Origin of the sequence: Peribacillus sp. FSL E2-0159, from assembly GCF_038643155.1 — a bacterium.
GTDB lineage: Bacteria > Bacillota > Bacilli > Bacillales > DSM-1321 > Peribacillus > Peribacillus simplex.
The window spans coordinates 3,805,129-3,831,614 of the sequence record NZ_CP152053.1 but is presented as its reverse complement, the minus strand read 5'-3'; the positions used below and the strand labels follow the sequence as shown (position 1 = coordinate 3,831,614).

28 protein-coding genes are annotated in these 26,486 nt (G+C 41.5%); 20 read left to right on the top strand and 8 right to left on the bottom strand.

All coding sequences use genetic code 11. The features are described from left to right. The first annotated feature begins 150 nt into the window (after window positions 1-150). From NYE63_RS18660 to NYE63_RS18640, 5 genes are all read left to right on the top strand, one after another. Window positions 151-1,425 (top strand): DNA polymerase IV, encoded by a 1,275-nt coding sequence (locus NYE63_RS18660; RefSeq protein WP_063233120.1) that lies wholly within the window; start codon window positions 151-153, stop codon window positions 1,423-1,425. A gap of 42 nt (window positions 1,426-1,467) precedes the next feature. Beyond that, the gene (gndA, locus tag NYE63_RS18655) at window positions 1,468-2,880 is read left to right on the top strand and encodes an NADP-dependent phosphogluconate dehydrogenase (protein WP_342602239.1); all 1,413 of its coding nucleotides are present in this window, start codon (window positions 1,468-1,470) and stop codon (window positions 2,878-2,880) included. 359 nt (window positions 2,881-3,239) lie between these two features. Then, a complete protein-coding gene (locus NYE63_RS18650) occupies window positions 3,240-3,437 on the top strand; it encodes a DUF3311 domain-containing protein (RefSeq protein WP_342602238.1) in 198 nt (65 codons plus the stop codon). Beyond that, window positions 3,437-4,912 (top strand): sodium:solute symporter, encoded by a 1,476-nt coding sequence (locus NYE63_RS18645; RefSeq protein ID WP_342602237.1) that lies wholly within the window; start codon window positions 3,437-3,439, stop codon window positions 4,910-4,912. Before NYE63_RS18650 ends, NYE63_RS18645 begins: the two co-directional genes overlap by 1 nt. A gap of 121 nt (window positions 4,913-5,033) precedes the next feature. Then, window positions 5,034-5,486 carry a nucleoside deaminase gene (locus NYE63_RS18640; protein ID WP_342602236.1) on the top strand — a complete coding sequence of 151 codons (453 nt, stop codon included), beginning with the start codon at window positions 5,034-5,036 and terminating at the stop codon, window positions 5,484-5,486. Window positions 5,487-5,984: 498 nt separating this feature from the next. On the opposite strand, the gene NYE63_RS18635 is transcribed toward NYE63_RS18640, so the two are convergent. Continuing rightward, entirely contained in the window at window positions 5,985-6,158 is a 174-nt protein-coding gene (locus NYE63_RS18635) for an asparagine synthase (protein ID WP_342602235.1), read from the bottom strand. A 303-nt stretch (window positions 6,159-6,461) separates the two neighbouring features. Between NYE63_RS18635 and NYE63_RS18630 the strand changes: the two genes are divergently transcribed. After that, the gene (locus tag NYE63_RS18630) at window positions 6,462-6,623 is read left to right on the top strand and encodes a hypothetical protein (protein WP_342602234.1); all 162 of its coding nucleotides are present in this window, start codon (window positions 6,462-6,464) and stop codon (window positions 6,621-6,623) included. 44 nt (window positions 6,624-6,667) lie between these two features. Here NYE63_RS18630 and zwf read toward each other — a convergent pair whose 3' ends face one another. Continuing rightward, window positions 6,668-8,167, bottom strand: coding sequence for a glucose-6-phosphate dehydrogenase (zwf, locus tag NYE63_RS18625; RefSeq protein ID WP_342602233.1), 1,500 nt, complete (start codon window positions 8,165-8,167; stop codon window positions 6,668-6,670). A 229-nt stretch (window positions 8,168-8,396) separates the two neighbouring features. Between zwf and rnz the strand changes: the two genes are divergently transcribed. The 5 genes from rnz (at window position 8,397) to NYE63_RS18600 (ending at window position 13,258) form a co-directional block, all read left to right on the top strand. Beyond that, window positions 8,397-9,338, top strand: a complete 942-nt coding sequence (rnz, locus tag NYE63_RS18620) for a ribonuclease Z (protein WP_342602232.1) — start codon at window positions 8,397-8,399, stop codon at window positions 9,336-9,338. A gap of 64 nt (window positions 9,339-9,402) precedes the next feature. Beyond that, window positions 9,403-10,221, top strand: a complete 819-nt coding sequence (locus NYE63_RS18615; protein WP_342602231.1) for a phytoene/squalene synthase family protein — start codon at window positions 9,403-9,405, stop codon at window positions 10,219-10,221. Between the two features lie 207 nt (window positions 10,222-10,428). Next, complete coding sequence (locus tag NYE63_RS18610) at window positions 10,429-11,424, top strand: ABC transporter substrate-binding protein (protein WP_076365486.1); 996 nt, start codon at window positions 10,429-10,431, stop codon at window positions 11,422-11,424. A 33-nt stretch (window positions 11,425-11,457) separates the two neighbouring features. Then, entirely contained in the window at window positions 11,458-12,489 is a 1,032-nt protein-coding gene (locus NYE63_RS18605; RefSeq protein WP_063233126.1) for an ABC transporter permease, read from the top strand. Next, window positions 12,464-13,258: an ABC transporter ATP-binding protein gene (locus NYE63_RS18600; protein WP_239858464.1), complete on the top strand. Its 795-nt coding sequence runs from the start codon at window positions 12,464-12,466 to the stop codon at window positions 13,256-13,258. Before NYE63_RS18605 ends, NYE63_RS18600 begins: the two co-directional genes overlap by 26 nt. A 151-nt stretch (window positions 13,259-13,409) precedes the next feature. Here the strand turns inward: NYE63_RS18600 and NYE63_RS18595 are convergent, their stop codons facing one another. Further along, the gene (locus NYE63_RS18595; protein ID WP_342602230.1) at window positions 13,410-13,961 is read right to left on the bottom strand and encodes a MerR family transcriptional regulator; all 552 of its coding nucleotides are present in this window, start codon (window positions 13,959-13,961) and stop codon (window positions 13,410-13,412) included. Between the two features lie 285 nt (window positions 13,962-14,246). Between NYE63_RS18595 and NYE63_RS18590 the strand changes: the two genes are divergently transcribed. Then, on the top strand, window positions 14,247-14,678 hold the full coding sequence (locus tag NYE63_RS18590) for a VOC family protein (RefSeq protein WP_342602229.1): 432 nt from the start codon (window positions 14,247-14,249) through the stop codon (window positions 14,676-14,678). 103 nt (window positions 14,679-14,781) lie between these two features. Here the strand turns inward: NYE63_RS18590 and proC are convergent, their stop codons facing one another. Further along, complete coding sequence (proC, locus tag NYE63_RS18585; protein ID WP_063233182.1) at window positions 14,782-15,627, bottom strand: pyrroline-5-carboxylate reductase; 846 nt, start codon at window positions 15,625-15,627, stop codon at window positions 14,782-14,784. Between the two features lie 509 nt (window positions 15,628-16,136). Here proC and NYE63_RS18580 point away from each other — a divergent pair. From NYE63_RS18580 to NYE63_RS18570, 3 genes are all read left to right on the top strand, one after another. Beyond that, on the top strand, window positions 16,137-17,105 hold the full coding sequence (locus NYE63_RS18580; RefSeq protein WP_342602228.1) for an MBL fold metallo-hydrolase: 969 nt from the start codon (window positions 16,137-16,139) through the stop codon (window positions 17,103-17,105). A gap of 22 nt (window positions 17,106-17,127) precedes the next feature. After that, the gene (locus NYE63_RS18575) at window positions 17,128-17,919 is read left to right on the top strand and encodes an SDR family oxidoreductase (protein WP_342602227.1); all 792 of its coding nucleotides are present in this window, start codon (window positions 17,128-17,130) and stop codon (window positions 17,917-17,919) included. Window positions 17,920-18,069: 150 nt separating this feature from the next. Beyond that, window positions 18,070-18,597 (top strand): DUF3221 domain-containing protein, encoded by a 528-nt coding sequence (locus NYE63_RS18570; RefSeq protein WP_342602226.1) that lies wholly within the window; start codon window positions 18,070-18,072, stop codon window positions 18,595-18,597. Window positions 18,598-18,684: 87 nt separating this feature from the next. Here the strand turns inward: NYE63_RS18570 and NYE63_RS18565 are convergent, their stop codons facing one another. Next, entirely contained in the window at window positions 18,685-19,344 is a 660-nt protein-coding gene (locus NYE63_RS18565) for an NlpC/P60 family protein (protein WP_057278768.1), read from the bottom strand. A gap of 415 nt (window positions 19,345-19,759) precedes the next feature. Here NYE63_RS18565 and NYE63_RS18560 point away from each other — a divergent pair, with 415 nt between their 5' ends. The 3 genes from NYE63_RS18560 to NYE63_RS18550 all read left to right on the top strand — a co-directional run bounded on the left by NYE63_RS18560 (window position 19,760) and on the right by NYE63_RS18550 (window position 21,923). Further along, window positions 19,760-21,019, top strand: coding sequence for a UV damage repair protein UvrX (locus NYE63_RS18560; protein ID WP_342602225.1), 1,260 nt, complete (start codon window positions 19,760-19,762; stop codon window positions 21,017-21,019). Between the two features lie 28 nt (window positions 21,020-21,047). Then, window positions 21,048-21,380 (top strand): YolD-like family protein, encoded by a 333-nt coding sequence (locus NYE63_RS18555; RefSeq protein WP_342602224.1) that lies wholly within the window; start codon window positions 21,048-21,050, stop codon window positions 21,378-21,380. 219 nt (window positions 21,381-21,599) lie between these two features. Further along, window positions 21,600-21,923 (top strand): iron-sulfur cluster biosynthesis family protein, encoded by a 324-nt coding sequence (locus tag NYE63_RS18550; protein WP_342602223.1) that lies wholly within the window; start codon window positions 21,600-21,602, stop codon window positions 21,921-21,923. Window positions 21,924-21,967: 44 nt separating this feature from the next. On the opposite strand, the gene NYE63_RS18545 is transcribed toward NYE63_RS18550, so the two are convergent. Beyond that, window positions 21,968-22,867, bottom strand: coding sequence for an alpha/beta hydrolase (locus NYE63_RS18545; RefSeq protein WP_342602222.1), 900 nt, complete (start codon window positions 22,865-22,867; stop codon window positions 21,968-21,970). Between the two features lie 130 nt (window positions 22,868-22,997). Between NYE63_RS18545 and NYE63_RS18540 the strand changes: the two genes are divergently transcribed. Beyond that, window positions 22,998-23,258, top strand: a complete 261-nt coding sequence (locus NYE63_RS18540) for a YqkE family protein (RefSeq protein WP_063233136.1) — start codon at window positions 22,998-23,000, stop codon at window positions 23,256-23,258. A 163-nt stretch (window positions 23,259-23,421) separates the two neighbouring features. After that, the gene (locus tag NYE63_RS18535; RefSeq protein WP_342602221.1) at window positions 23,422-23,859 is read left to right on the top strand and encodes a MarR family transcriptional regulator; all 438 of its coding nucleotides are present in this window, start codon (window positions 23,422-23,424) and stop codon (window positions 23,857-23,859) included. A 978-nt stretch (window positions 23,860-24,837) separates the two neighbouring features. Here the strand turns inward: NYE63_RS18535 and NYE63_RS18530 are convergent. Continuing rightward, the gene (locus NYE63_RS18530; protein ID WP_342602220.1) at window positions 24,838-25,263 is read right to left on the bottom strand and encodes an Ohr family peroxiredoxin; all 426 of its coding nucleotides are present in this window, start codon (window positions 25,261-25,263) and stop codon (window positions 24,838-24,840) included. 279 nt (window positions 25,264-25,542) lie between these two features. Further along, the gene (locus NYE63_RS18525; RefSeq protein WP_342602219.1) at window positions 25,543-26,451 is read right to left on the bottom strand and encodes an aldo/keto reductase; all 909 of its coding nucleotides are present in this window, start codon (window positions 26,449-26,451) and stop codon (window positions 25,543-25,545) included. Window positions 26,452-26,486: the final 35 nt, after the last annotated feature.

Genomic DNA, 26,486 nt, shown 5'->3' with positions numbered 1-26,486 from the left:
TCATCAATGACATGATGGCTGTTTTTCTTGGAGTGGAAGCATCTTTCACCGTGGTTACCAAAGATAAATAGGGGTACCTTAATAGAAATGGTTTTTTGTTGGCCCTATTATCCGGTGCTTTTTATTTTTACAAGGATGTGACGGTCAAACATGAAGGACATGTATCCCAAAAATGGCAGGGTCATTCTCCATGTAGACATGAATAGTTTCTATGCTTCAGTGGAAATGTCATATGATGTTTCATTGAAAGGCAAACCTCTTGCCATTGCAGGCAATGTTGAAGAGAGAAGGGGAATAATCGTCACCTGCAGCTATGAGGCGAGGAAGTTCGGGGTTAAAACGACCATGCCGATTTGGCAGGCGAAAAAACTATGTCCTCAATTAGTCATTCAGAAACCGAATTTCGAGCGCTATCGAAAGGCATCACTGGCTATTTTCGATGTTTTGAGGCAATATACAGAGATGGTTGAACCGGTTTCGATAGATGAGGGGTATCTGGATATTAGTGAATGCGCCGAATTGGGTTCGCCTTTAGATATAGCCAACAGCATTCAGGAAAGAATTTTTAATACGATGGATCTCCCTTGCAGCATCGGGATTGCCCCTAATAAATTTTTGGCCAAAACTGCTTCAGATATGAAGAAGCCCATGGGAATCACCGTGTTAAGGAAACGGGACATTTCAGAAAAGCTCTGGCCTTTACAAGTGGGTGAGATGCATGGCATCGGGGATAAGACCTCGGAAAAGCTTCAAACCATCGGGATAATGACGATAAGGGATCTTGCACACGCCAATGATAGTCAACTTAAACAGCTTCTTGGGATCAATGGCATCCGTTTGAAAGATAGGGCTAATGGAATCGACCCAAGGGTAGTGGATCCCGAAGCGATTTTTGAGCATAAGAGCATTGGGAACTCGACAACTCTCCCGCATGACTCCACCAATCAAAAAGAACTGATCGGTGTATTGGAAAAGCTTTCCGGGAAGGTAGCCGTCCGTTTGAGAAATAAACGCCTGCTTGGTCAAAAAATAGGTGTGACGATCCGTTACAAAGACCGCCGCACAATAACGAGAAGCAGAACGGTTCCTAATCCAGTTTTTGAAAAAAAGGATATTTTGGATGGAGCTATCGATCTCTTTATGAAAAATTGGAATGGGGAAGGAATCAGGCTTCTTGGTGTCACTGCCTATGATGTCATCGAAAAAGAGTCGGCCTTCAAGCAACTGGATATTTTCTCCTTTCAAGAGGATGCGGAAAAAGAACCTCTGTATGAAGCGATGGAACACTTGCAAAATAAGTACGGAGAAAATATTATTAAAAAGGGATTACCCTTGAAAAACCGTTCTATTGGAACAGACACTAGCTTCAGTAAAGATTTCTTTGAGCAATCCAGGAGGAATGATTCTTCTTTTGACAAAGAATAGCGTACAAGCTGTGTAAAGATATAGAGAAGGGAAAGATGAATCATGACAAAACAACAGATTGGCGTTATCGGACTAGCCGTAATGGGCAAGAACCTTGCATTTAATATTGAAAGCAGGGGATATTCAATTTCCGTTTATAATCGCTCAGGATCAAAAACGGACGAAATGATGAAGGAAGCGGAAGGCAAAAACGTAACAGCTGCTTATACGCTTGAAGAATTCGTCAATTCTTTGGAAACACCACGTAAAATTTTATTGATGGTTAAAGCCGGAGCAGCAACAGATGCAACAATCGAGCAATTAAAACCGTTACTTGAAAAAGGTGATATCGTTATTGATGGGGGGAATACCTTCTTCAAGGACACTCAGCGCCGCAATGATGAATTAAGCAAGCTTGGCATCCATTTCATCGGTACAGGCGTGTCAGGAGGGGAAGAAGGAGCTCTGACAGGTCCATCCATCATGCCTGGAGGTCAAAAAGAAGCATATGAACTGGTTGCACCGATCTTGAAGGATATTTCAGCTAAGGTCGATGGTGATGCTTGCTGCACGTATATCGGACCGGATGGGGCAGGTCATTATGTTAAAATGGTACATAATGGTATTGAATACGGGGACATGCAATTGATTTCCGAATCTTATTTCCTTCTGAAAAATCTCCTTGGACTATCTGCTGAAGAATTCCATGAAGTCTTTACTGAATGGAATGAAGGGGAACTTGATAGCTATTTAATTGAAATCACTGCTGATATTTTCAAGAAATATGATGAAGAAACCGGCAAGCCGATGGTCGATGTCATTTTAGATAAAGCTGGCCAAAAAGGTACTGGGAAATGGACAAGTCAAAGTGCGCTTGATCTTGGTGTTCCGCTTCCAATCATTACGGAATCCGTATTCGCCCGGTTTATTTCAGCAATTAAGGACGAGCGTGTTGAAGCGAGTAAAATCCTTCGTGGTCCAAAGGCCGAATCATTTACAGGCGATAAAAAGGCATTGATTGAAAGTATCCGTAAAGCACTTTATATGAGCAAAATCTGTTCATATGCACAGGGATTTGCACAAATGAAAGCAGCATCAGAAGAAAATGACTGGAACTTGCAATATGGGGAAATCGCGATGATTTTCCGTGGCGGCTGTATCATTCGTGCACAATTCCTCCAAAAAATCAAGGAAGCGTACGATCGTGAAGCGAACTTGAACAACCTTCTTCTAGATCCTTACTTCCAAGGAATCGTCGAAAGCTATCAAGGAGCTTTACGTGAGGTAGTGTCAACGGCTGTGATGAACGGAATCCCGGTTCCTTGCTTGTCATCTGCACTTGCCTATTTCGACAGCTATCGTACAGAAACGCTGCCAGCTAACCTGATTCAAGCTCAGCGTGACTATTTTGGAGCTCATACTTATCAACGCATTGATAAAGAAGGAACATTCCATACCGAATGGATGGAAAAATAAAAAGCAATCCGGCTTAAAAGTGAACTGCACCCTAATTGTTAGACAAAAGTCTAGCAATTGGAGGTGTATTTTTTATGGGGAGATTTTTTGAAATAAAGTAAGTGGTTTTGCAGTACTTGGAAGGAAAGGATTCCAATATAGTAAAGATAATTTAAATACTAGTAAATATTTTTAAAGTGAATTATCTTAATATTTTTTATAATGAGAAAAATGAGAACCTCTTGCTTATTATTAAGTCTATCAATAGTATGAAATTTTTTAAAAAACCTTTTAATGAAAGGTTCATATCTTTCGATAAGAAGATTTGTAAATTAATGAGAGGAATCTATTTTTTTTAGAAAATAGAAGGAGGAATAATTTTGAGGTTTATTGGTATTTTGGCGATAATCCCTTTTATTGGATTTATCGGAGGAATTCCCTTTGTGAATAAAGTTAACCCTTATATTTTTGGATTGCCCTTTTTTCTTTTTTGGATTGTATTATGGGTGATTATTACATCGGGAATTATGGCTATTATATTTAAACTAGATCCTAAAAATAGGAGGGGAAATGAATAATGAATGTATCACTCCTTATAATAATTGCCACTATAATTTTTGCACTTACCATTGGTATTCGAGCGCGTAAAGGTAAAGATATGAACCTTGAACAGTGGACAGTTGGAGGCCGCGGTTTTGGCACGTTTTTTATATTTTTGTTAATGGCAGGTGAAACGTATTCTACTTTTACCTTTTTAGGAGGAAGCGGTTGGGCATATGGCAAAGGCGGCCCTACTTTTTATATATTAATATATGGTACATTGGCAATGATTATGTCGTATTGGTATGTTCCGGCTATATGGCGATATGCAAAAGAAAAGAAGCTAATGTCACAATCGGACTTCTTCGTTAGTAAATATAATAGTCCATATTTAGGTGTCCTTGTGTCGATTGTGGGTGTAGTCGCTGTCATCCCCTATCTAGTTCTTCAATTGAAAGGTTTGGGGAGTATTGTTTCAGAGGCATCTTACGGAGCGATTTCGCCTACAATAGCGATATGGATTGCGGTTATTGTTATTACAATTTATGTGATGATCTCAGGAATTCATGGTTCTGCTTGGACAGCGGTCGTCAAAGATATTCTGATCCTGGGAGTTACCGTATTTTTAGGTATATATTTACCGTTCCATTATTATGGTGGGTATCAGCCCATGTTTGAAGCGATCGATAAAGTGAAGCCTGATTTTTTAACTTTGCCTAGTCAGGGATTAAGCATATCATGGTTTATCTCAACTGTTTTGCTAACTTCTCTTGGTTTTTATATGTATCCGCATGTATTTGGTGCTATTTATTCAGGAAAAAGCGAAAAATCGTTCCGCAAAAATACAATCATTATGCCGATATATCAACTTATTTTACTCTTTGTATTCTTTACCGGTTTTGCCGCTATTCTTCAAATTCCCGGTTTGAAGGGGGATGAGGTTGATTTATCTTTATTACGTCTATCGAAACTAGCATTCGATCCATGGGTAATGGGAGTGATTGGTGCTGCAGGAGTGCTCACAGCCTTAGTGCCGGGTTCGATGCTTTTAATGTCTGCTGCTACCTTGCTGGCCAAAAATGTATATGGTGTATTTGTTCCTTCTGCTACTGATAAGCAAATTGTAAGTTTAGCTAAGTATTTAGTACCTGTCATTGCTCTTGTATCATTATATTTTACGTTTAAAAGTGGTACGATTGTGGCTTTATTATTAATGGGGTCTAGTTTGGTAACACAGTTGTTTCCAGCTATGATATTTAGCTTAATGAGGAATAATTTCGTGACAAAGCATGGGGCATTCGCGGGAATCATCATGGGGGAAGCAACGGTAGCATACATTACGCTTTCGAAAACCACTATAGGAACCCTGTTTCCTTTATTTCCTCAGTGGGTGAAGGATATAAATGTGGGGATAATAGCACTTACTTTAAATGTAATAGTTATGACCGTTGTAAGCATGGTCACAAAGAATTATAGTGTTTCTTTTAAGAAGACTGAACAAGTTGCATCGTGATGTTGATAAGCCATTTCTTAAGAGCACCAGTGTTTAGGTGAACAACGATTCAGAAAGGCCATTGTTAATGTCTTATAATTACATTAACAGTATTTATTTTAATCATTAATGGAGGTTTGAAATGGATAAATTCATGGAACGAGCAGTAGAACTGGCGGTAGAAAATGTTCGTGAGGGTGGACAACCTTTTGGTGCAGTACTTGTGAAGAATAACAATGTTGTAGCTGAAGGTGTTAATGAGCTGCACAAAACTTATGATGTTAGTGGACATGCGGAATTACTGGCTATCCGACGCGCGCAAGAGCATTTACAGACGAATGACCTATCAGGCTATACAATGTATGCAAGTGGGGAGCCTTGTCCGATGTGTCTAACGGCAATGTACCTTGCTGGAATCGAAAAGGTTTTTTATTGTGCTTCAGTTGAGAATGCGGTTGAAGTGGGATTAGGTAAATCTAAAATTATATATGAGGATTTACAAAAAACAAAAGCAGAACGCTCACTTTCGATGATACAAATGCCATTAGATGAAGGGCAAGAAAATCCAATGAAGCTTTGGAAGGAGAGAACGTAGTCTTTGGAAACTGTAGGTTTATGAATCAGAATACAAGTTAATATAAGTTTATTGATTCTCTTAGCAAACGGGCGCATTTTCTGAATAAAGATAAGAGCCCGTTTTGCATATAAGGGTAGCCTTAACAGTAAATTAGGTTATTTTTAATCTACAATTCGATCAATAACCGAGGTCTTAACATCAATCTAAAGCAAGGGAACTTCATTCCATTTATTGATTTCTGAATCTACTTTTTTGAAGGATGATGGATTTGATGTGAAACTGCCCAAAAGGCTCATCGATGGACATGCTATGTTTAAGCCCAGGCGGATTTACTGTGGAGCTACTTAGTTGAGTAAGGACTATATTGTAGAGCAATACCGATTTTTGGAAACACAATCAACTATTCTCTATAACTGCCTCAAATTCGATAAAAAATCAAAAGATTTCGGAACAAGGCCATTCCGAAACCCTTTTGTCTACAAACTGAGAGGGCGCTCCCATGCGCCCTCTTTTGTACTATCTCCGATGCTCTACGAGGTCAATGACCCCTAATACAACATGTGCCAAACCGAAACCAAAAACCGTATTAGCTACCATTTTGTTTGAGCCCCGGGTCTGCTTCATTGCATAACCCGCAACTGTCACGGCTGTGCCCAACGCTGTTGGAATTAATCCTTCACGAATGTCCATCGTTTAATCCCTCCACATCGAAGTTAGTGGTGCCGTCACGAGCGCCTTTTCTAGTGTAACCTCAGCCAGGCCTTACCATTCTTTTTCAATAAAGAAATCAAAAGGGTGAAAATGGTAAAAACGAACTAGTAGTAAATAGTGCCAATTAATTTACCTTTTTTAGGGAAAATGTAGTATGATGTATGTCTTAATACTTGCTTTTTAGGTTTAAACACCTCCGGAAAAAGGAATATAAACATTGAATGAGATGGACGGACTGTAGGATACAGTAGGCAGAAAGAAGAGAGAAGGAGCGGATGACTTATGTTCATCGTCTGGTGGGCTGTAGCCATTTTTATATTTTTCATTGCCTTAGAATCTGGTGTTTCATTTTGGCTTAATTCAGAAAAAGAGGAAGAAAAGTCTAAGCCCAAGGAAATGTTTGATATTATCCTTGATAAATTGCTGAGGAAGAGTGTTTCATGAATGAAAAAAGGGATGCAGATTCAAATCTGCGTCCCTTCTTCATTTCAATCATCATTATTTTCGTTTTTCTTGACTTGCCACCAAATATGTCCATCTTCTGCCAGGAGTTCATCGGATGCAAGTGGACCTGTGGATCCCGCTTCATAGTTAGGGAAAGACTCGTCTTTAGTGTTTTCCCATGCATTGGAAATGGTATCGACGAACTTCCATGAGAGGGCAACCTCGTCCCAGTGCGTAAAGTTTGTAGCATCCCCGCGCATACTGTCAAATAACAGCTTTTCATATGCCTCGGGAGAATTGATGTGTTCGATCCCTTTGTTTGAGACGGTCAGCTTCATTGGCTTTGTATTGGATGTCGTCCCGGATTTCTTAACATTTAAATACAGTGTGATACCTTCGTCAGGCTGGATATTGATAACGAGAAGATTCGGGTTCAGCGTTTCTTCCGTTTTATAATACAGATTCATTGGGATATCTTTGAATTGAACAACGATATTCGTTGATTTGACATCCATTCTCTTACCGGTACGGATATAAAAAGGAACACCGGCCCATCGGAAGTTATCAATCATCAGTTTACCCGCAACATAGGTCTCTGTGTTGGATTCGGGATTTACGTTATGTTCATTGCGGTAGGCCGGAAGTGTTTGACCGCCTATCGTTCCTTCACCATACTGGCCACGGACGAAGTATTGATTGACATCGTCCACTTCCATTGGTCGAAGTGAACGCAATGCCCGCACTTTTTCGCTTCGAATCTCTTCTGTCGTCAAAGCGATCGGGGGTTCCATGGCAAGCAAGGCCACCATTTGCAGCAGATGGTTTTGGACCATATCTCTTAGGGCACCGCTGGTTTCGTAATAACGGCCACGTTCTTCAACGCCAAGTGTCTCACTTGAAGTAACCTGGATGTTAGATATATATCTGTTATTCCAAAGCGGCTCGAATAGGGCATTGGAAAAACGTATTACCTCAATATTTTGTACCATCTCTTTACCTAAATAATGATCGATACGGTAGATTTCATCTTCGGCGAATGCAGTTCGAATCTGCTCATTCAATTTTTGCGCTGTTTCGAAACTGTGTCCAAATGGCTTTTCTATGACCAGGCGCTTATATCCATTCGTGTCAGTCAGGCCTTGAGCTTTAATCTGTTCGGCAATCGTTCCGAAAAACTCAGGTGCCATCGCCAAATAGAAGATCCGGTTTCCTTCTAATTGATATTGTCCGTCTAATTTTTTGGCAATGTCTTTTAATTGCAGGTATGATTCCGAACTGGAGACGTCATGGGAGTGATAATGGAAATGGGAAATGAATTCATCGACCCTTTCTTCCGCATGTCCGAACGTAAGTATCGAGTCCTTTACACTTGCTTGGAACTCCTCGTTCGTCAATGGCCTCCTTGCCACTCCAACGACGGCGAACTTATTGATTTTCTCTTTTTGAAATAGTCGATATATGGAAGGAAACAATTTCCTTTTCGCTAGATCTCCGGTAGCACCAAAAATCATGATCAATGCTGTGGGTTTATTATTTTCTGTCATGTTAAAACCTCAACTTTCCGTTAAATCTGTCTATAAAGTTGGAATTCCCCTATGTGTACCAATTTCTAATTTTACGTTTAGCTTTCCCTCAAAGCAATCAATTTGCGCATTTTTTCTCATATTTCATTAAAAGTTTAAATTGGGTTTTGGTTTTAACGGGTCATAAATGAAAGAGCACCTTGGTTATGCTATAGTTAAGTCATAAAGTATTTGCAACGGAGGTAGTATCGTGGATTTCGTTTTATTGGGTACAGGCGCTGGCGTTCCGGCTAAAGCGCGTAATGTGACATCAATCGCCCTTCAATTATTGGAAGAGCGAGGGACGGTTTGGTTATTCGATTGTGGGGAAGCAACACAGCATCAAATTTTAAAAACGGCGGTCAAACCGCGAAAGGTTGAAAAAATCTTCATCACCCATTTACACGGTGACCACATCTTTGGACTCCCTGGATTTTTAAGCAGCAGATCTTTTCAGGGCGGGGTGGAGAAATTGACCGTATATGGTCCACAAGGCATAGATGCATTTATTAAGACGAGCTTACAGGTGAGTGGAACTCATTTAAAATATCCCTTGGAAATCATCGAAATAGAGGAAGGCACAGTGTTTGAGGACGACCAATTCACAGTGACGGCCATGTCGCTTGATCATGGCATTTACAGCATCGGTTACCGGATTGTGGAAAAAGATCGTCCGGGAAGCTTACTGGTTGATCGGCTACGGTCCGAAGGTGTGAAGCCGGGGCCGCTTTTTAAAGCATTGAAAAATGGACAAACGGTCTGTCTCGACGATGGCCGTGTCTTAAATGGGAAGGACTACCTCAGTGCTCCGCAAAAAGGCCGGATCATCACGATTCTTGGTGATACAAGAATGTGCAGCAATGCTCTCATTCTTGCTGAATCGGCGGATTACCTTGTTCATGAAGCTACTTTTTCGGCGGAAGAATCTGAATTGGCTTCAGCCTATTATCATTCGACCACCGTTCAGGCTGCAGAAACGGCTTTGAATGCGGGAGCCAAGCATCTAATCCTTACCCATATCAGCTCACGGTATACTCCGGAGGATGCTGAGAGGTTAAGAAAGGAAAGCGAAGCGATCTTTTCAAACACGATAATGGGTGAAGATCTAATGGCAATTAAAGTTCCTTTATATTCAGAGGAATCGGGCAGCTGAAATCAAAGCCGATGTTTGATATAATTAATCAATTGTTTCATTGGAGACTTAAAGGAGTGTAAATATGACTGATAATAGCGCCCTACATACTAAAGCAATGGATTTTCTCTTAAAAACTAGCCGGACTTTTTTCATTCCAATCAGCTATCTTCCAAAGGGATTACAAGAGGCCATTGGAGCTGCATACCTTTGCATGCGAGCCATCGATGAAATCGAGGATCACCCCGGTCTACCTGCAGATAATAAGGTTTCCCTGTTACAAGCTCTTAGTGGGATGCTTGATGCGGATTACAGGGAAGAAGATCTTCAATCGTTATTTGAACCGTATAAGGATGATCTGCCCGAAGTGACCCTGCTTCTTTCGGATTGGATTGAATTTTGTCCTCCCGGTGCAAAAGCCAAAGTCTTGGAGTCGACAAAGGAAATGGCCGAAGGCATGGCAAAATGGGTTACTAAGGACTGGCAAATCCATAATGAAGAAGAGCTCGATGATTACACATATTATGTTGCAGGTTTAGTGGGAGTCATGCTGTCTGATATGTGGAACTGGTACGATGGAACCGAAACGGACCGTGAACTTGCCATCGCATTTGGCCGTGGACTCCAAACAGTCAATATCCTGCGTAACCGTGAGGAAGATGCAGAACGTGGTGTGAACTTTTATCCGGATGGCTGGGGTTTCGACGAGATGCTTGCCCATACGGAACATAATCTTGCATTAGCGGATGCGTACATTGGAGAAATTGAAACGAAAGAGATCATCCAATTCTGTAAAATACCCTTGGAATTGGCAAAAGCCACATTGAAGGCCCTAAAAGAAGGCAAAGAAAAAATTGATCGTGCTACAGTTACCGAAATTGTCAGCCAGGTTGTCGAACACTGATTTTTCATAAAGCTGCTGTGAAAGTTACCATACCTTTCACAGCAGCTTTTTTCATGTTTTACATTCAGAACTCAAAAAATTCTAAAAAGTTAAAAAATATATTGGAATAATTGGGACTAAACGATTATAATTTAGGAAATAAAAGCGAAAAAGTTGACGTCGCTAGAAAAAACCTAATCTTAAATAAGAAAAAAGCGGGGGGAAAATATGAAAAAGAAATTATATTCAACTGCAGCTATGACATTGGTCGCAGGATTATTATTGGCTGGCTGTGGAAATGACAAGGAAAAAGATACGGCGAAGGATGAAAGCAAAAAGGATACCTTCAACATTGGGGTGACACAAATCGTTCAGCATGATTCGCTGGATCAGGCTTATGAAGGCTTCCAGGCGGCATTGAAGGATAGTGACATCAATGCCAAATATGATCTTCAAATTGCACAGGGTGACCAAAATAACAGTCAAACGATCGCCAATAACTTTGTTGGGGATAAAGTGGATTTAATCTTTGCCAATTCTACTCCTAGTGCTCTTAGCGCTTTGAATGCGACAAAGGATATACCAATCGTTTTTACATCGGTTACCGATCCTGTAGCGGCGGAGCTCGTTACATCTTTGGATAAGCCAGGCGGAAATGTTACGGGTACGACGGATTCCCATCCTGAGGCCATTGCCAAATCAATGAAATTCCTGGCAGAAGAACTTGGCGCCAAGACAATTGGGACCGTTTATAATACAGGGGAGCAAAATTCCGTCGTCCAAATAAAAAACGTGAAAGCGGAAGCGAAAAAAGCGGGATTGAAAGTCGTGGAAGCATCCGTCTCCACTTCAGCCGAGGTTAAACAGGCAACGGAATCATTAATCGGAAAAGCCGATGCTTTCTATATCATTACGGATAATACCGTTGTCTCTGCACTGGAATCGGTCATTTCGGTGGCAAATGATAAAGATATTCCATTGTTTGTTGGTGAGCTTGATTCCGTGAATGCTGGTGGTTTTGCGGCATATGGCTTCAGTTACTATGATATTGGTTATGAAGCGGGGCAAAAAGCGGTTGAAATCTTGAAGGATGGCAAAAAGCCTGGAGATATCGCAGTTCAATATCCACAAAAACTGAAATTGGTCATCAATGAAAAGGCAGCAAAAGATATGGGTGTTGAAATAAAAGAAGAATGGAAAGCAGATGCTGAGTTTGTAAAATAAACTCTGCTTTTGTTCGGGGAAGGAAGAAAAAAAATGTTCTCAGCTTTATTCAACTCTTTTGAGTCGGGAATGATTTATGCGATCATGGCACTTGGTGTCTATTTAACATTCAGGATTCTCGACTTCCCGGATATGACAGTGGAAGGCAGTTTTGTGACAGGGGCGTCTGTTGCTGCCATTATGATCGTTAACGGTTTCTCGCCGATCGTTGCCACGTTAAGTGCAATGGTGGCCGGGTTCATCGCTGGGACGATAACGGGGTTCCTGCATACGAAAGGGAAAATCAATCCTCTTTTGGCAGGTATCTTAATGATGATTGCGCTCTACTCGATCAATTTGAGGATCATGGGTGCATCCAACATTCCGTTGCTTTCTCAAACAACCATTATCACGAATATCCAGGATGCCTGGGCTGCCACTGGGCTGGACAATTTGTTGAATGGTCTTTTATCATTCGTGGGTCTCGGTGACAGCCTGCCAAAAACGTGGGCAATATTAATCGTTATGCTGATTGTGGCTGTAGTCATCCAAGCTGGAATGTCAGCTTTTTTAAAAACGGAAATTGGTCTTGCTTTACGGGCGACTGGTGATAATGAAGCCATGGTCAAGAGTTTTTCCGCCCATACCGGCAACATGAAGATCCTGGGACTTGCAATCGGAAATGCACTAGTGGCTTTCTCGGGATCCTTGGTTGCCCAATATAACGGTTTTAGCGATATAGGCATGGGGATTGGAATCATTGTAATCGGGTTGGCTTCCGTCATTATCGGTGAGGCTTTATTTGGTGCAAAAACGATTGCGCGTGCGACGCTTGCGGTCATTGGAGGGGCGATCATTTACCGAATCGTCGTAACTTTGGCACTTCGCGTAGAATTCCTTGAAACAGGTGATGTTAAATTAATTACGGCACTTATTGTGGTCGGGGCACTTGTCATTCCTAAAATTTCCGATAAACAAAAGGAAAAAGGCCGTAAGAAAAGGCGGCTTAAAGAAATACAGATGCGTCATGATGGGACTTTATCGAAAGGGGGGGAAGAATATGCTTCGATTAAATCAGATTTATAAGGTCTTCAATGAGGGAACACCAGATGAAAAGCTAGCCCTTGGAAATCTGGAACTGCAGATGACAAAAGGTGAATTCGTAACAGTCATTGGAAGTAATGGAGCAGGTAAATCGACGTTGATGAATATGATTTCCGGTAAGATTCTCCCTGATGCCGGTGAAGTCATCATTGATGGTGAAAACGTATCGGCAATTGAAGAACATGCCCGTGCTAAAATGATTGGACGCGTTTTTCAGGATCCCATGCTGGGTACGGCACCACATATGACGATTGAAGAAAATATGGCGATTGCCTATGGCAGAACCAATAGAAGAGGATTAGGCTTTGGGGTGACAAAAAAACGTAAAGAACTTTTTAAAGAATGTTTGGGTACCCTGCATTTAGGCTTGGAAAACCGGATGACTGCAAAAGTGGGATTATTATCAGGAGGGGAGCGCCAGGCACTATCATTGCTGATGGCGACCTTCACCGACCCTAAAATCCTGCTTCTTGATGAACATACAGCAGCACTTGATCCTTCACGGGCAGAGCTCGTTACAAATCTGACGAAGGAAATCGTCGAAAAGAACCAGTTAACGACGTTGATGGTGACTCATAATATGCAGCAGGCAATCGATCTTGGAAATTCCTTGATCATGATGGATAAGGGACAGATCATTTTTGAAGCTAGAGGCGCTGAAAAGCAGAAGCTAACCGTTGAAAAACTGCTTAACGAATTCCAGCGCATCAAAGGCGAAAAAATGCTCAATGACCGTGCAGTGTTAATTTAAGATGATGAAAAGGCCCGACCCAGTTGAGATTAATCTTGGGTCAGGGCCTTTTTTATTTTGGGGTAATTAATCAGGTCAGGTTCTATTACTGAAGAAATGCTTGGCATAAGAAAAATGGCTTTCGTGGGGTGCTCTTGAACGATCTTGAATGTTAATCGCTGTCGGCTGTACTCCATGATGAACTATCGTTCTTTTTGTTTCCAAAAATCATTTTTATGAATGGCCTTTTCTTCGTCTTTTTAGTGGCAGCAGCTTCTTCAGCCGCGAGGAAATAATCAAATGGCTGACCCATTGGTGTTTCTAACGCTTCGATACGGGCTTCGAGCTGCTTAACGAGTTTGTGCATTTCTTCCATTTCACTTCTGTGCTGTAAAATCTGATAGGATACAACATCGTCCGCTTTTGTTTTCAGTCCATTTTCAAGCCTGAGGATCCGTTCAAGCAGTTGATCATGTTCTTTATTCGGTTCGGAGTGTTTCTGGATGGTTGCTTTTCTAATCTTTTTCTCTGAGATGCTGACCTTTTGGAGAATGATGCCCTCGTTCAGCTGATCTTGGATTTTTCTCAATAATGCAATGTCTTCATCCGAAAACTGGTAGTGGCCAAGTTGATTCCGTTCTACTTCCATGTTCAATTGGGTGACCCAGCGTTGAATCGTACTATGGGAAACATTCAGTAACCGGGCAACTGCACTTGTATTCATCGAAATTCCCCCTTTTGGTTGTTGAATTCGATAAGTACGAGGGAATTCCTTTACAGATGACAAAACATGTATTCATTCGGCAAAGAAAGTGGAATTCCTACGTAATTTGCATAGAGAGCAATCGAAGGTGGAATGACCCTTGGAGCCGTTTTTTGCAAATGGTGAGCGTTGTTAGGAACTTTAAGAAGCATTTGTGATGATGTGGCTGACGGTCAATCAAGCTAAAAAGGGAAAAGTGATCCAGATGTCGAATTACCCTTAAAACATGGAAAAAGGAGGACTAGTATGAACAGGATCAACATTATAACTTTAGGTGTCAGAGATATTACTGAATCATTAAGGTTTTACCGGGACGGGTTGGGATTCCATACATCGATTAAAGAGGACGAACCCGCAATCGTTTTTTTTAATAATGCCGGAACGAAACTTGCTTTGTATCCTTTAGAGGAGCTAGCAAAAGACATCAATGAGAAAGAACCGCCTAAGAAAAATGGTTTTCCGGGTCTTACGCTCGCTTATAATGCTAAATCCATTGAAGAAGTGGATGATGTGATCAACAAGGCTGAAAAGGCCGGAGGGACAATCGAGAAATCTCCTCAGGGTGTTTTTTGGGGAGGATACAGCGGATATTTTTCAGATCCCGATGGTTATTATTGGGAAGTTGCGTATTCGAAGGATTGGAGTTTCGATAAAAATGATATGCTGATTATAAAGTAATGCTCACGCCGGAAGGATTACCCCTTATAAGAAGTCCGGATCATAAAAAGGGCTGTTGCCTGGCCACAGCCGTACGGGAGTGGCCAGGCAACAGCATGCGCTCTTACTGTGAAACTACATATTTGGCTAGTTCTTTACTTATTTGATCGCCCATTCGCTTCGATTGCTCCGTCGCTTCTTGTACACAGGCAATGAATGCTTCTTCCACTTGATGTGCTTGAAGTGCTTTCAGACCTGCTTCAGTCGTTCCGCCTGGTGAAGTTACTTCCTTTCTTAGTACGGCAGGTGTTTTAGGTGATTTCTGTAACATATCGGCCGCACCCATCAGTGTCTGAAGAATCAATTGCTTAGCGGTTTCGGAATCGAGACCTATTTTTTCTGCTGATTTTTCCAATGCCTCGACCAAGTAATAAATATAAGCCGGACCGCTGCCTGATAAGCCTGTTACTGCATCTAGCTGGGTTTCGTCGACGACTGCCACCGTACCTACCGTTTCGAAAAGGGTAATCGCCGTTTGTAATTGCGATTCTTTCGTATGACAGTTAGCTGCAAGGGCCGTTGCTGATTTTCCTACCGCTGCCGATGTATTAGGCATGGCACGGACGATCGAGAACCGCTTGTTGGCGATTCCCTCCAAGCTTGTTGTATGAACCCCGGCAACAACGGAAATGAACAGCATTTCTTCACGAATGTATTCTTTTATTGATTGCATCGTTTCTAAAATATCTTTCGGTTTCACAGCCAGTACGACAAGGTTTGCATCCTGTACCAATAGCTGCAGCGATCTTGTGGCAGTTACACCATATTGGTTCTTTAAATAATCGAACCGATCATCATTTGATTTATTTGTTACAAAAATATTTGCTGGTTCAATTACCTGTTGGGTCACCAGCCCCGAAATAATTGCTTCTGCCATCGATCCAGCTCCGATAAACGCGATTTTTTTCATATTTTCCGCTCCTTGTTTTTTTAAATTTCGGCCTTTTTTGAAAAACAAAAAAGACCCCTCATCCAATAAAGGACGAAAGGTCTGCTTCCGTGGTACCACCTTTGTTCAACTTTTTCCATTATAAAAACAGAAAAGCTGCACTTGATTCCTCTAACGCGGGAATTACGTCAGGTTTTCCTGAAGGCTCATAAGGTAGGTTCAATAATGAGGGGGCGATGAAGCCTTTCAGCACATTCCGAGCTTCACTCTCTTTACGCCATCAATAATTTACTTGGCCTTAATCAAAGCCACGCCGTCTTTAATTACTTGTGATTATGAAGGATATATCAGTACTCTGTCAATGATAATATATGCACGAACGATAAAAAATAGACATGAATTATGTGAAAATAATGACAGTAATTAAAAATACATGTAAAATGGTAATTATACATGATAAGTATACTTAGAATCCTGTTTAGTGTATAAAAAGATTTATATAAATATAATTTTCTAAGGTGGAAAAGATTATGGCGAATTGGAATGGAGATATTGCAAAAATTGCTTTGCCCACACCGTTTGCAGTGGGTGATGTGAATGTTTATGTAGTTAAAGGGGATGCTTTAACGTTAATCGATACCGGAGTGAAAACAAAACGATCAAAGGAAGCCTTGACTAACGGACTTGGGGATTTGGGTCTGAAACTGACTGATATCGAACAAATCATTTTAACCCATCATCATCCTGATCATGCTGGTGCACTCGATTTCTTTGAAAAGGAAATCCCGGTTTATGGACACAAAAATAATCAGCGCTGGCTGACTATTAGTGATGATTTCCTTGAAACCCATAATCGTTTTTTCCTTGATTATGCCAAAAAGTTCGGAGTGGCAGAAGAGCTGAAAAATAAACTGATCCATAACCGCGACGAAATCAGTTTCCTTAGTGAACGGGAGCTGCATGGATATTTGGCTGAGGGAGATGAGCTTCCTGGTCTTCCAGGCTGGAAAGTGATTGAGACTCCAGGTCATGCGCAAAGCCATTTATCCTTTTACCGGGAAAGTGACGGGGTCATGATCGCTGGCGATCACTTGCTTGCCAAGATTTCACCTAATCCATTAATGGAACCACCTTTACTTCCCGGAGGGATGAGGCCTCGTCCGTTACTGCAATATAATGCATCACTTCAGAAATTATTGGATTTTTCCATATCCACTGTTTACTCCGGACATGGATCTGAAGTGGAAGGAGATGCGGTTGCCGACTTGATTCAATATAGATTCGAGCGGCAGCATAACCGTGCCATGCAGGTGAAAAGCATGCTTCAAGATAAGCCTTTATCGGCCTTTGAAGTGTGTCAGCAGCTGTTTCCGAAAGTATACCTTCAGGAAGTGGGCCTGACACTTTCGGAAACGGTCGGTCAGCTGGACTATTTAGAAGACTTGGGTGAAGTCCAAACAGAAATCCAATCAGGGGTCATTCTGTATTCAATCGCTTAATGTTCGCAAGGAGGCCACTTTTTTGAATAAGTTGCAAGGCAAAGTTATTGTTATTACCGGTGCTTCCGGAGGGATTGGCAAGGAAGTTGCCATCCAAAGTGCAAAGCAGGGAGGCCGTCTCGTCCTCTTGGCCAGAAGCATGGATAAATTATTGCTGCTAAAGAATGAACTGATCACCCAATATGGGATTGATGCATATGCCTATAAGCTTGACGTTGCGGACACTGATCAGGTGACAAATGTATTTAATGACATCCATGCGCAAATAGGTGAAGTGGATGTGTTGGTTAACAATGCTGGTTTCGGCACGTTTAAAGAAGCGCAGGATACGGAATTGAATGAAACGAAAGCAATGTTTGCTGTCAACGTCATTGGATTAATGGCCTGCACTAAACTGGTTCTTCCGTATATGAAGCAGAGAAAATCGGGACATATCATCAATATCGCTTCACAGGCCGGTAAAATCGCCACTCCTAAATCAACATTGTACTCTTCGACCAAGTTCGCAGTTCTTGGATATTCAAACGCACTTCGGCTCGAGCTGATGGAAGATCATGTTTTTGTGACCACCGTCAATCCTGGCCCCATAGAAACGAATTTCTTTAACATTGCAGATGAATCAGGTACATACTTAAAGAACGTTGAAAAATTCATGCTTAAGCCTGGAGATGTCGCTACAAAAATCGTAGCGGCGATGCTGACCAATAAGAGGGAAATCAATCTCCCTGGCTGGATGAATTTAGCTGGGAAATGGTATAACATGTTCCCAAAGATCACCGAAAAATTAGGGAAAAAAGCATTTTTTAAAAAGTAGGCTAGTTTCAAAAAGGCGAAAGATGATCTATAATAGGCAAAGGGGAATGTCGATGACATTCCCCTTTTTTATGAAATAACGGAAGTTTTATTCTGAATAAATTGGTAACTATTTCATAGGGAATCCGTCTATTTCTTAGGAGGGATTTTCATGAAGATGATTGTAAACCTTTTTATATATATAATTGTTGCCTTTATTCTGGCTAGCTGTCAATCCTCTGATTGGAAAATGCGTGAAGCCATAGATAAGGGGGAAGAAGGTTTCATTACGGATCTTGACGATAAAAGGATTTTGATTAAAGGGACGTACTATAAGGTGACCAATAATACATATATTCAAGATCAACATGGTAATGACCTCGATTTCTCTGACCTGGAGATCGGGATGAAAGTGAAACCATGGCATCGGGGCGGGGTGAAAAAATCATTTCCTGGGAAAGCGGAAGCGGAATTGATTCTTGTTTTGACGGATGAAAAAAGCTTAGCCGAACAAAGGGCGGTCACTGCTGCCCTCGATCATGTCAGCAAAGCGGATAGTCAGCGATTCATGGTTCTCGATGTCGTCCATTTACCCTCAGAGCATGTTTATAATATCGAAATGATGAATCGTTCCAACTTGGATTCATCATTTATGGTGACTGTAGAGGATTTAACGGATGAAATATTATTTATAAAATAAATCAAAAAAAGCGGACTGAATCATTATGAATTCAGTCCGCTTTTTTTATGGGATTTCGCTCACAAGGATGAGCTCATGTCCTGGATTTTATAAAGTTTTCGCACCTAAGTATTTTGGTTTCCAATAAGAATTATCCATATCCGTGATGGTTATTCCTTTAGAAGACGTAGCACTAATGAATTGACCATTTCCGATATAAATCCCAACATGGGATACTCCTGTTCTTCCAGAAGAAGTATCAAAGAATACAAGATCACCTTTAGCTGGTGAAGATACTTTTAATCCTGTATTGGAATATAGCAAGGATGTTGTACGCGGTAAGGTAATTCCTTGTGATTTCTGGAATACGTAATAGACGAAGCCTGAGCAGTCGAATCCAGTTGGTGTTGTTCCGCCCCATTTGTAGGGTTTGCCTATTAACGTCTTTGCATAGCTGATCAAGCTTGTATTATTGACCTTATAAACACCAAGCGCATTAAATGTGCCACGGCCGGCAATTCCATCGGCAGTTAACCCTTTAGCTTTTTGGAATTTTTTTACTGCGGATACAGAATAGGTGCCGTAATATGTAGTCAGTGAACCTGAATATGTGAAATAACCTTTGGTTTTTAAAAGTTGTTGTAGTTGTTTGACATCACTATGTGTCATTCCGGGTCTGAGGGTTTGGTCTCCAATATTGGCAAAGGCTTGCAGTGGGGTTAGCATCATGGCAGATGCAACAGCAGCTGAAGCGATCCATTTCTTCATAATTTTCATTTCCTCTCTATCTATCTCTCTATTATTCTTAACAATATTATCCTACAATACCATTATGACAATTAGACATAATTTTGGTTACAGTTTCATTACAAAAAATGAGTATTAAGACTAAAGTTTAAGTAGACGAAAGCCTGTTGAAAATGGTGAAAAAAATTAAAAAAACTAAGCATAAGGACTCATTAAGAATTATTCAAGCTACCAATTGATTCTTTTCCAAAAAAACTATTTGGAATTATAGTATAAATTTGGTATTATACCCATTTTTAGTATTTATTATATTTTTCAAGGGAATTACGATAAAAAGTAGAAATTTGTATGAAAACTTCCATTGAATAAGAACGTATATTCGGTTAAAGTTATGAATATAATAAAAGCGAACGTATATTCTTGTTAGGGTGAAGAAATGATGGATTATGGGACGATGCCGAAACAATCAATTATGTGTATCGATATGAAAAGTTTTTATGCAAGCTGTTCAGCGGTCATGCTTGGTCTGGACCCGCTTGATTGTTATCTGGCGGTGGTTGGTGATTTGAAGAGGACAGGGAGCATTGTGCTTGCGGCTTCTCCAAAGATGAAGAAGGAATTTGGCATCAAGACAGGTTCGCGGATGTTTGAGATTCCGAATGATCCAAGGATTGTGGTCGTTGAACCTAAAATGGCGACCTATTTAAGGGTCTCGACGGAAATCACCCGCTTGTTCAACCGTTATGTGCCCAAAGAAGCGATTCACGTATATAGTGTGGACGAAAGTTTTGTGAAAGTCGATGGTGCCGCTTCTTTATGGGGAGATGCCCGGATGATAGCTGAAAAGATAAAAGATGAAATCGAACGGGAATTACAGCTCCCCTGTGCCATTGGAATTGGACCGAACATGCTTATGGCAAAACTTTGCCTTGATTTGGAAGCCAAACATAAAGGGATTGCCGAATGGAAGTATGAGGATGTGCCAAGCAAACTTTGGCCGATTTCCCCGCTTCGTGAAATGTGGGGGATCGGCAGGCGCGTAGAAAAAACCCTTCATGGAATGGGAATATTTACGGTTGGGCAGCTTGCCAATTATGATCTTGAATTACTTGAAGAGAAGTTTGGAATTATGGGCAATCAGCTTTACCACCATGCGTGGGGAATAGATTTATCTGATATGGGGGCAGCGATCATCGAAGGGCAGGTCAGCTTCGGCAAAAGTCAAATCCTGCTGCGGGATTATAAGGAGGAGCATGAGGTAAAGCAGGTCATGCTGGAAATTTGCGAAGAAGTTGGAAGAAGGGCACGCACCCATCGTAAGGCAGGAAGGACGGTGAGCCTAAGCATTGGTTACAGCAAGGATGAGTTTGGCGGAGGTTTCCATCGTTCGCGTTCGATTAGCGAATCGACCAACATTACGATGGAGTTATATAAAGTGTGCCTGGAGCTTTTTCATGAGAACTATAAGCAAAAAACGGTTCGGAGCATAGAGGTCAGACTCTCGAATATTGTGGATGATAACGAAATGCAGCTGACTTTATTTGATGCTTCGCGCTGGAAGAAGCGGGAATTGAGTTACACGGTTGATCGAATCCGCCATAAATATGGAGCCAAATCGTTATTACGTGCAGTTTCATATACGGAAGCGGGTACAGCCGTTTACCGAAGCAGGCTGCTTGGTGGGCATAAGGCGTAAGGGTGACTTTGAAGGGAGGGAAAAAAGAATGATTCGTGATCGCGGCCGTATCAAATGGACATCGATGATGTTGCCGGAGCATGTGAAGATGCTTCGGGATTGGGTGGTGGAAGATGGCTATGAAACGAAGCGCATCCTGGATGAGCAGCAACTGGAAGAAATGAATGCGGTAATGGGGGAAGCGATGGAGGAAAGAAAGGATGTCACGATTGCTCATTATGAAGGAAACCGGTATCAGCTGTTAATCGGCAGGATCCATTATTATAATGAGCTTAACCAAAAGCTTCACATCGTTGATCGGTTTGATCAGGCTCACTATATCAGGCTTTCCGATATAGCGGATGTAAGGATAATGGAATGATGGGCGGAAGGGCTGTTCCCAAGGAACAGCCTTTCATTTTCGAAACGACATCGTGAAGGAGGAATCACGTGACATAAGAGAATCAGCATTTGTTAGCACAGTCCATGAAGAATGTGATATTCGTATGGGCTGATCTTGCAAAAGGAAGCAGTTTCTTTAACAGAAGCGTTTTTATCGTTTATAATGGGGGAATGCAAAGACATCGGGAGGCGTGCAATCATGTATATTGAATGGACGGAAACAGCGGCTGAGAAAATAGCCGATAAGGTACAGGGACAAGAAGGATATTTACAGTTGAAATATGATACTGATGGCTGTGGCTGCGTGGTAAGTGGTGTGACGGCGCTATGGTGGGTCAACGAACCTGAAGAAGGTGCCGAAAAAGTGGAAACAAACGGAATTCCTCTATATGTGGAGAAATCAAAAATGATTTTTCTTGATGAAGTCATGAAAATAGACTTTGTTCCGGAAGCGAACAGCTTTCAGTTAAAAAGTCCGAATCAAATCTTAAATCCGAGGATGAGCTATTTTAATAAAATCTAAATGAAGCCAAAGAGGGAATCTGGGATACCCTCTCTCTTTTCTTCTCAGACAAGTTTTAGAAACTGATCGATTTGATCTTCATATTCTTTTGGATTTTCATTATAAGATTGAGCGTGGGCCCCTTTTTTAGCGATGTACAGCTGCTTTGGGCCCTCTTTTGCTGCATATAATTCCGCTGTCATGGAAGCGGGAATGAAACTGTCATTTTCACTATGGATGAAGAGCACGGGGTTTAGGATATTTTTCATATAATCGATTGGGGACACTTCATTGGTCCAATATCCATCACGGAGTTTGATGAACGTACGCCCAAGCGGAAACACGGTCCAAGAGGGAAGTGGGACTACATGCTTAAGCTGGTGTTTGATCTGATCCTCGAAATTCGAAAATGGACAGTCGGCAATGTAAAAATCAGCACCATCTTCAAGCATTCCGGCATATAAAAGCAGGGTTACGGCCCCCATGGATTCTCCATGAATGCCAATATGAAGGTCGGGACCTTTACGTCTTTTCAATTCATCGATTACGGCCTTCAGGTCGAATTTTTCATAATGTCCATAACTGCTCGTCTTGCCACCGGAATCCCCATGCCGGCGGTGGTCATAAATGATTGCATTGAAGCCCCGCTTAAGAAAAATATTCATGTACTTAATCGAATTGACTTTGTTCTCCGTCACACCATGAGAAATGACCACCCACTTATTGGTATCATGCGGTTCGATAAACAAGCATTTCAAGGAATATCCGGATGGAGACGATACCCAAATTTCCGTTTTAGGCAGATTATCAAAATCCTCCGTGATCAGGCGTTTAGCCATGATTTCACGATTCTGGATAAAATCATCTTCCTTCTTTTTCATGTACATGATCCGATTGGAAAAATAAATGCCGACGCCGATAATATACGATAGGATTCCAGCCAGTGTAAACCACCATTTCTTCATGAAAGGTCCTCCTCGGTTGATTTTCTTTATTTTACCATGAGGGAAATGGGAAAACACTGTTTGAAAACCATGACGAGGAAAACGGCAGTCGTGATATAATAATTTCATAAATGGCCAGGGGGTTTTAAGGATGAAAAAGAAACAGCAGCGAAATCAAAATCAAAGCAAAAGCCAAGATAAAGATTCATCTTCATTGAAACTTGGTGATATGATCAATCAAGATATCATGTCCCAGCTTCGTCAAAAGCAAAAGGAACTTAATGAGGCTGAACAAGAAAAAAGGGCAGCGGAAGAAGAAAAAAAACGCGAAGAAAGAAAGCGGCGGGAGAAGAATAAATCATTCGAAGAGCTATTGGGTGAAAGCAATCTGAACTGGAAGAACTATAAATGAAGAATAGGGAGCAGTTTAAGTTTTAAGAGGGCTGGCTCCCTTTTTCTGTTCAGGAAGACCATTCCTTGCTGATATTCCTTTATTTTATAAAGTATAACGATTATATTAAAGATAAGTTCGATATGCTTTCATATCGGATGGACTACTATTAGCTGGTGATATGATGCAAAGTAAAATAGAAAAAGTACTGGAAGACCAATTATGTTTCCTGCTTTATGCAAGTTCAAGGGAAATGACGAAGAAATATAAACCGCTCCTTGATAAACTCGAAGTGACATATCCTCAATATCTTGTTCTTCTTCTATTATGGGAACAGGATACACTTACAGTAAAAAAACTAGGGGAGCTCCTTGCCCTCGACTCAGGAACGCTTACCCCCATGTTGAAACGAATGGAGCAGAATGGCTTGATTGTTCGTGAACGTTCGACTGAAGATGAACGGTCTGTCATGATTAAGTTGACGGAAAAGGGACTTGGATTACAGGAAGAGGCCTGTTTCATTCCCGATCGCATTTCAGCTATGTCGGGTGAGGATAAGAAGGTTGTTGAGGATTTAAAGGCTTCACTGATCCAACTATTGAAAACATTACAGGAATTTTAGCAAAGAAAAGACGCTTGGTAACCCCAAGCGTCTTTTTGTCGACAAAAGGAGATTTTGAATGGTCTGTACCCCGAACCATGACTATAAAAGAAGACTTGGTTATCCTTCAGAATTTTTACCTTTCTATATGAAATGACCTTGTTGGATTGAAGAAATTTGCGACATTCCTGCCGAATAACTGGCTAGCCGAGACATCAAAGGCGCTTGCTTTGATGAGGCTTGGCAGACAGTCGGCGGAAAGGGGATTTCTGAAAGGAAAGAGGGTTTGTGAAATGATTAACTCAAGGCACTCGCTTTCCGCGGGCGGTCCGGGAGCCTCCTCGGCGCCTTTGCGCCTGCGGGGTCTCCCCTGGACGTGCTTTTCCCGCAGGAGTCTCGTACCTTCCAGTCCAATCAACTTTGTTTTTCTTTTAGATAGAACACGAATAACCAACCCTAAAAAAACTGTAGACCGACAATAGCATGTCAGTCTCAGTTTGAAGTAATTATAACCAAATCATTAAACCCAGACTTGGTTATATTCCGTGATTTATTATTTGCGACACTCCTGCCGAATAACTGGCTAGCCGAGACATCAAAGGCGCTTGCTTTGATGAGGCTTGGCAGACAATCGGTGGAAAGGGGATTTCCGTAAGAGGGTTTGTGAAATGATTTCCACTCCAGGCACTCGCTTTCCGCGGGCGGTCCGGGAGCCTCCTCGGCGCCTTTGCGCCTGCGGGGTCTCCCCTGGACGCGCTTTTCCCGCAGGAGTCTCGTACCTTCCATTCCAATCAACTTTGTTTTTCTTTTAGATAGAACACGAATAACCCTAAAAAAACTGTAGACCGACAATAGAACATGCCTGTCTCAGCTGAAATCAACTGCAACTTTTTCAAATAAAAAACTGCAGGCAAACTCGCTTTTCTTCGAGTTTGTCTACAGTTTGAGACGCTTGGTAAGCCCAAGCGTCTTTTTGTCGGATATTCACGAAGAAGGTCGTTAATCTACATCTATTTCAAATGCGACGTCAACATTGCCGTTGATTGCTTTTGAATAAGGGCACATTTGATGTGCTTTATGAACAAGGGTTTCGAATGTCTCCTTGTCGACCCCGGATCCCTTCACGGCCAAAGTTACAGCCAAGCTGTACTGATGCATCTCACCCATCAATAGGCTGACGCTTGCGGTGACTTTGGAATCGAAAGAAATGCGTTCAATTTTACCAACTGATTGCAAAGCACTATCAAAACATGCAGCATATCCAGCTGCAAAAAGCTGTTCCGGATTAGATGCTTCAGGCATCTGTTTAGCCCTTGGTGTTCCAGGCATCACAATATCAACCGTGAAGTTGCCATCAGCAGAAATTGCCGTTCCTTCTCTTCCGCCATCAACTGTTACAGACGTTGTAAATAATGTTTTTGTCATCATTTATTCTCCCTTACCTTTTTATTTTTGAATTGTGCACAACTGAATTGTACAACATTAACTTTAGATTGTCCAATGAAAAAGTTGAAAAAACATTTGTATGAAGTTATCAATCAAAATTGGTTTGGAGAGGGATTGGAATGATAGGAAACTCGAAAGCGGTACAGAAGCAGTATGGCGAAAAAATGGAACGGAAAAAGGCTGCCTATCACGTTGGTTAAACGGAGATAGTGCAGCCTAAAGGTCGTCCTGACATTATTCAGTTATGTTCTATTCTTTTTAATCCCGGTGACTTTCATATTTGTTCGCTTTGGTCAACTGCTTCAAGATATCCAACTCGGTTTTGGACAGTGAAGGGCTGTTAGCGGCCTGGCAGTTCTCACGGAGCTGCTGTACTGAGCTTGCTCCTGGTACAACTGTAGCAACGCTAGGATGGGACAATACATATTGAAGTGCCGTTTCATTCAACTTCCTATCAGAAAGTTTGTCCTTTATTTGCGGAAGCAAATCTTTAAGTTCGTGATAGCTATAATCAAGGTATCCATCCTCATTTGCCTTTTCAAGCATTTTTTCACTGAGCAGCCCTTTGGCAAGGGGGCCACGGGCGATGATGCTGATCTGTTTGTTGCCCAAAAGGGGCATCCACTCTTCTGGGCGGCGGTCAAGTAGATTAAACTGCATCATCACGGAATCGAGCTCCGACTTTTCAGTAAATTCCTTGATTACATTCGGACGAATCGAGGAAATTCCATAATATCGGATATAGCCTTCTTTTTTCAAATCTTCAAATGCTTCTACCGTTTCTCCGATATTGTCTGAAATGGTGCCGCCATGTAACTGATAAAGATCAATATAATCAGTCCCCAATCTTTTTAAGCTATCTTTTACTGCCGTTTTAATATAAGCGCCGGATGGATCCCAGCTCCAGGCATCTTTACTTTCATTCCAGCGGTTTCCGACCTTGGTGGCTATGTATACCTTATCGCGGACAGATTTTAAATTCTTTCCGACGATTTCTTCATTCATACCGAAATCATATAAGTCAGCAGTATCAAAATAATTGATTCCTTCATCTAAAGCGGCCTGTATGATTTCGGATGCCTGATTTTCAACAGTCCCCAATGACATGCATCCGAGCCCGATTTCAGAAACTAGCAAGTCTGAATTTCCTAGTCTGCGTTTTTTCATGTTATCCACTCCCTTTACATTCATTGTAAAGGAGA

Coding starts and splice junctions, on each gene's coding strand:
- NYE63_RS18545 (WP_342602222.1), bottom strand. CDS start 22,867: ATGAAGAAATGGTGGTTTACACTGGCTGGAATCCTATCGTATATTATC.
- gndA (WP_342602239.1), top strand. CDS start 1,468: ATGACAAAACAACAGATTGGCGTTATCGGACTAGCCGTAATGGGCAAG.
- NYE63_RS18555 (WP_342602224.1), top strand. CDS start 21,048: ATGATTCGTGATCGCGGCCGTATCAAATGGACATCGATGATGTTGCCG.
- NYE63_RS18565 (WP_057278768.1), bottom strand. CDS start 19,344: ATGAAGAAATGGATCGCTTCAGCTGCTGTTGCATCTGCCATGATGCTA.
- zwf (WP_342602233.1), bottom strand. CDS start 8,167: ATGACAGAAAATAATAAACCCACAGCATTGATCATGATTTTTGGTGCT.
- NYE63_RS18570 (WP_342602226.1), top strand. CDS start 18,070: ATGAAGATGATTGTAAACCTTTTTATATATATAATTGTTGCCTTTATT.
- NYE63_RS18550 (WP_342602223.1), top strand. CDS start 21,600: ATGTATATTGAATGGACGGAAACAGCGGCTGAGAAAATAGCCGATAAG.
- NYE63_RS18635 (WP_342602235.1), bottom strand. CDS start 6,158: ATGGACATTCGTGAAGGATTAATTCCAACAGCGTTGGGCACAGCCGTG.
- NYE63_RS18525 (WP_342602219.1), bottom strand. CDS start 26,451: ATGAAAAAACGCAGACTAGGAAATTCAGACTTGCTAGTTTCTGAAATC.
- NYE63_RS18580 (WP_342602228.1), top strand. CDS start 16,137: ATGGCGAATTGGAATGGAGATATTGCAAAAATTGCTTTGCCCACACCG.
- NYE63_RS18595 (WP_342602230.1), bottom strand. CDS start 13,961: ATGAATACAAGTGCAGTTGCCCGGTTACTGAATGTTTCCCATAGTACG.
- NYE63_RS18610 (WP_076365486.1), top strand. CDS start 10,429: ATGAAAAAGAAATTATATTCAACTGCAGCTATGACATTGGTCGCAGGA.
- NYE63_RS18540 (WP_063233136.1), top strand. CDS start 22,998: ATGAAAAAGAAACAGCAGCGAAATCAAAATCAAAGCAAAAGCCAAGAT.
- NYE63_RS18645 (WP_342602237.1), top strand. CDS start 3,437: ATGAATGTATCACTCCTTATAATAATTGCCACTATAATTTTTGCACTT.
- NYE63_RS18640 (WP_342602236.1), top strand. CDS start 5,034: ATGGATAAATTCATGGAACGAGCAGTAGAACTGGCGGTAGAAAATGTT.
- NYE63_RS18615 (WP_342602231.1), top strand. CDS start 9,403: ATGACTGATAATAGCGCCCTACATACTAAAGCAATGGATTTTCTCTTA.
- proC (WP_063233182.1), bottom strand. CDS start 15,627: ATGAAAAAAATCGCGTTTATCGGAGCTGGATCGATGGCAGAAGCAATT.
- NYE63_RS18530 (WP_342602220.1), bottom strand. CDS start 25,263: ATGACAAAAACATTATTTACAACGTCTGTAACAGTTGATGGCGGAAGA.
- NYE63_RS18590 (WP_342602229.1), top strand. CDS start 14,247: ATGAACAGGATCAACATTATAACTTTAGGTGTCAGAGATATTACTGAA.
- NYE63_RS18560 (WP_342602225.1), top strand. CDS start 19,760: ATGATGGATTATGGGACGATGCCGAAACAATCAATTATGTGTATCGAT.
- NYE63_RS18630 (WP_342602234.1), top strand. CDS start 6,462: ATGTTCATCGTCTGGTGGGCTGTAGCCATTTTTATATTTTTCATTGCC.
- NYE63_RS18605 (WP_063233126.1), top strand. CDS start 11,458: ATGTTCTCAGCTTTATTCAACTCTTTTGAGTCGGGAATGATTTATGCG.
- NYE63_RS18660 (WP_063233120.1), top strand. CDS start 151: ATGAAGGACATGTATCCCAAAAATGGCAGGGTCATTCTCCATGTAGAC.
- NYE63_RS18535 (WP_342602221.1), top strand. CDS start 23,422: ATGCAAAGTAAAATAGAAAAAGTACTGGAAGACCAATTATGTTTCCTG.
- NYE63_RS18600 (WP_239858464.1), top strand. CDS start 12,464: ATGCTTCGATTAAATCAGATTTATAAGGTCTTCAATGAGGGAACACCA.